The following is a 4480-nucleotide window of genomic DNA, read 5'->3' on the forward strand; positions in this document are numbered from 1 at the left end:
CAGGTAACCAAAAAGCGACAGCAGCAGAGGGCTTCAAGCTAGATACCGAGGTAACGCTGTTAACGGGATCGCTGACGGATGCAGACAACGATGGTTTTGTAAACAGTGCACCGGTATTCAGTGGAACAGTGGAAGTGGGCTCTACGGTAGTTGTTGAGCTAATCGACACAGCGACAAGTGCTAAGCAAATAGTGAATGCGACGGTCGGTTCAAATGGAAGCTGGACGGCGACAGCAACTGGAGTGGCTGACGGGACGTACACATGGGTAGCGAAAGCAACCGATACGGCTGATAACACAAAGGAATTAGCTTCTGGTAGCTCATTTACACTAGCTAGTAGCCCGTCTAGTTCATCTAGGTCAGGAGTCAGTCATCAAGAAGAAGAACACTCGCTGGAATCATTAGAGTCTAGAGAAGCTCCTGCAAAGATACTTGAGACAAAGGTATTCCAAGGGGAAGCGAAGGAAAATTCGGAGGTCAAATTAACTGTTGAGGGAGAAAAGTATACGACCCATGCTGATGAAGATGGTGATTGGTCAATTAAAGTCGAATTCGATCAAGCAGGAGAATACTCGTATCAATTAAGTTATACAGGTGAGAATGGACATGAGGTTATTGAGCCAGGGAATATATCCGTCCGCAATATTTCAATAACATCAGATCCCGATATAGGTGATAATACCAATGGGGTAGAAGCACCAACTCAAGAAGTTTCAGACCACTCTTCTGCACAAGCTGTTGTTGCAGTCGGAGAAAGTCAGCCTATGGTGGATGTGCTATCTTTATCCACGATAACTGAAAAAGACCAACTATAAAAACGACAAAATCAACACAAGGTCGATATTATCGGCCTTGTGTTTTCAAGGATATAATATGATTAACGCATTTTTACCTTTACTATATGATTATGGGATAAATACAAAGACAGGATTTTTAAATAAACTAAAAGAAATTGGAGACAATGAAGATTTAGTGATTAAAGCATTTGAATCTGAATGTGAAAGTAATTTGTTCAGATACAAAATTATGTTTGGTAGAGTTTCATCTAAAAGTCAAATATTATCTTCTTTTGTGGTGGTTCATGATAATAAACATAAGTTTATAAAATGCGTTAATGGGCATTACTATAGTAATGAAGGCTTTGTTGATATTAGTAGCTTTGAAGGTTGTAGATATTTTTTGATTAGAGAGGTGGTTAAGGTATCAGCACCCAAGGAAATTATGCATGAAATTGTTAATTTCACTCCGGTTTGGTCAATGCTACTGCTTTTGCTAACACCTTTTGCGCTGGTGACTCCTTTATATACTAATATATTTAATACTCGCATAATACACTCCAACAACGTTTCAACATTAATAATTGTTAGTATTGTGTTTTTATCTGCTTATGTATTCGAGTTTTTATCAAAAAAACAGATAAAGAAAAAATGTTTGGCCTTAAATCATAAATCTTCTTTGATTTTTGAACGTTATGTGTTGAAACTCACACCATATTACAAGGGGTTCTCTTCAGTTCATAACGTAAAGACAATAGAACAATATAGGAAAATGGTTTGGGATTTTATTCCAACAATATTGTCAGACATACTAACGTTTGTGATTTTATTTGTGACTCTTTCATTGTTTATTTCTTGGTTGAGTGTGTACTTCTTGATTTTCTATATTATTATAGCCTTGGTGTTTTATGCGTATAGAAGTAGGTTGTATAAATATTTAATAGAGTTAGAAAGTTCATCAAATGATGTTTTGAAATTCAGGGTGTCAAATACGGCATCTAAAATTAATATACCATATATAAATAAAAACATCTTGTTCTCTAAATATTTAGCTATGTATAATGGTTCTCAGTTTTATGAAGATAAGATAGCGAATTTTAATTTTTATTGGGATGAGCTTGCAAAATTCGTCTCATTTCTTGCTTTGTTTTTACTTTTTATTGTTGTTTTTTTTGGTATAAAAACTTCAGATGTGAATCCAGCTTACATGATTGTCCTTTTTATAATTGGCTCACGTCTCTCGTCTTCTATTGTTCAAATAGTAACGAGAGCATCATACTTGAAGGCTGCTATTTTCCACCTTGATAAATCACTAGATTCTCTGATAAGTGATGAATTATTAGACATTAAGGAAATAGATAAGCCTGGTGTTGTTTTGAATGATTTACAAAAGATAAAAATAAAAGACCTTTCAGTTGTTATAAACTCAAAGGTTATACTTAAAAACATAAGCGCTAAATTTCACAAGGGTGTTCTCTATGGTATAAAAGGCTCTGTTGGTTCAGGAAAGTCAACCTTGTTAAAATCTATTGTTGGCGCAAGTAGAGAGTATAATGGAAAAATAGAGTATGATGGGGTTGATTTAAATTCAATTGATTCTAGCTTTTTCTCTGCTAATGTTAACTATCTTAATGCATCGGAGAACCAGTTTTTTTCTGGCTCTTTAGAGGATAATTTTCTTATTCGAAACTGCAACTCTAAAAAAATAATTAATTTAGTGTTAAAGGAGTGCTTTGGTTCAAGGGTTTTTGATTATCAAACAATGCATGTCGACGATATCGAGAGTATTCCGATGTCTACAGGACAAAGACGCAAGCTCTTGTTTATGTTGTCACTACTAGATAAGTCCGAACTTTATGTATTTGATGAGGTATTAGTTAATTTGTCTAAAGATGATATTGTAAGGTGTCTACTGTTGATGAAGGAGTACACAAAAGATGCTATTGTCATCCTTGCAAGTCATAATGACTCGATCCTTAATGCTTGTGATGTTGTTTATGAAGTAAAAAATAGCACTCTTATAATGGCGGATTAAAAATAAGGTTGAAATGTTGTTCTTCAAAGGAGTTATCTGAGTAGCATAATTTGTATGGCAAGTTTATTGGTAGTGTTCATGACCTCCTCCCTAAAAATCGTATCGGTCTAAACTAGAGGAATTTGGCAATATCAGGAAGTCATGGGAGCTGAATTGCTATGAAGAAAACCAAATATACCGAACAACAGATTGCTTTTGCCTTAAGGCAGGCAGAGACCGGAACTAGCGTGGCTGAAGTGTGCCGTAAAGTGGGCATTTCTGAAGCGACCTTTTACAATTGGAAGAAGTATGATGGTCTTGGTGCCTTTGAACTTCGTTGTTTAAAGCAGTTGGAAGGGGAGATCCAGCGCTTTAAACGGTTTGTAGCAGATTTGAGCCTTGATAAGCAAATGTTGCAAGATATCCTGTCAAAGAAGCTCTAAAGCCAGCGAAACGCCGAGAGTTCGTCGATTACCTTGGAGTGGCTTACCGTACTTCACTACGTCGAGCATGTCGGCCTATTGCTACCGTTCGATAAAAGGCCCGGACACGGCACTAAGGGCACATATTAAAGATATCGCAGCCACGCGAGTTCGTTATGATTATCAGCGTATTCATATTTTGCTTCGACGCGAAGGCTGGCGAATCGAATACAATGAATTTTGCCCTCATTCATCACTAGGAAATTTAATGCCGATCCAGTTTCGGGAATGGCATCAAGAAATCAGAAATTTCTAGTTTTCAGTGCTTCGATATTTGGTAGGGGCTCAGAGTAGCCCGCTATGACTCCTTAAACGTTGTTACTGCAATCTTAATCAGGCTTGCCGTGGAATCCGCGTTAAGCTTTTTCTTTAGTCCTCCAACATAATTTGAAACGGACTTTCGAGATAACGACAAATCTTCCGCTATCTGAGCACTGCTTTTTCCTTGCCCCATGCGGTGAAAAATGTCTATCTCTCGACTTGTCAGTTTTTTCAAAGGGTGTGTGGTGGCTTCGAAGTATTGATCAAACGCGAGCTTTTTCGCGATATCTGGGCTGATAAATTGCCCGCCTTTCATTATATGTCCAATAGCATCGACGAGCGTCTCGGGTGGGTTGGATTTAGACACGTATCCAGATGCGCCATTTTTAAATGCACGCTGGGTAAAGAAAGGATCATCATGCATAGAAAACACGATGATTTTTGTCTCCGGATTTCGCGTATGCATACGCGAGATCACTTCTAGCCCTCCCATGTTTTCCATGCTTAAATCAACCACGGCAACATCGGGTGTAATATCGTTGAGGTAGCGGAAGGCTTCTTCTCCGCTCTCTGCTTCAGCAACGACAATGATGTTTTGACTCTCAAGTAATAACCTGCATCCTTGCCGCACCATTGGTGTCAACGCCGACTTAAAACTGATCCACTTAGCGACGCTATCGCCGAAGTAAAATTGACCCACCCATGGTAGTTATCCCTGCCTCTCCGATTCATTTTGTAGAACGGTTGGCACTGTCCCTAACGCCCTTTTCCCTTTTAGCCGATAACTCTCTCCACTTATCTGAATGATGTGAGAGTGATGAAGCAGTCGATCCAGCAGTGCAGCCGTGAGTGTGGTGTCATCAGCGAACGCATTTGACCATTGTGAGAACGGTAAATTGCTTGTGACAACCACGCTGCCCTGTTCATATCGTTTTGCGATGACATTG

The 4480-nt window shown here is 38.6% G+C and carries 4 protein-coding genes and 1 pseudogene; 3 read left to right on the forward strand and 2 right to left on the reverse strand.

The window, feature by feature from the left end:
* From B5D35_RS20355 to B5D35_RS25030, 3 genes and pseudogenes are all read left to right on the forward strand, one after another.
* Nucleotides 1–815: Ig-like domain-containing protein (locus B5D35_RS20355; protein WP_170915232.1), on the forward strand; the 815-nt coding region annotated here is incomplete at its 5' end.
* A 58-nt stretch (nucleotides 816–873) separates the two neighbouring features.
* Nucleotides 874–2811: an ATP-binding cassette domain-containing protein gene (locus B5D35_RS20360; RefSeq protein ID WP_078754329.1), complete on the forward strand. Its 1938-nt coding sequence runs from the start codon at nucleotides 874–876 to the stop codon at nucleotides 2809–2811.
* A gap of 158 nt (nucleotides 2812–2969) precedes the next feature.
* A pseudogene (locus B5D35_RS25030) lies at nucleotides 2970–3450 on the forward strand (transposase); the annotation flags it as partial.
* 120 nt (nucleotides 3451–3570) lie between these two features.
* Here B5D35_RS25030 and B5D35_RS20370 read toward each other — a convergent pair.
* Nucleotides 3571–4233, reverse strand: a complete 663-nt coding sequence (locus tag B5D35_RS20370) for a response regulator transcription factor (RefSeq protein ID WP_078754331.1) — start codon at nucleotides 4231–4233, stop codon at nucleotides 3571–3573.
* Between the two features lie 9 nt (nucleotides 4234–4242).
* Nucleotides 4243–4480, reverse strand: a 238-nt coding sequence (locus tag B5D35_RS20375; RefSeq protein WP_170915233.1) for an ATP-binding protein, incomplete at its 5' end; no start/stop codon positions are given.

The sequence above is a fragment of the Enterovibrio nigricans DSM 22720 genome (assembly GCF_900167155.1).
Classification (GTDB): Bacteria; Pseudomonadota; Gammaproteobacteria; order Enterobacterales; family Vibrionaceae; genus Enterovibrio; species Enterovibrio nigricans.

Excerpts from the sequence above, each read along its gene's own strand:
- B5D35_RS20360 (WP_078754329.1), top strand. The coding sequence starts at position 874 with ATGATTAACGCATTTTTACCTTTACTATATGATTATGGGATAAATACA.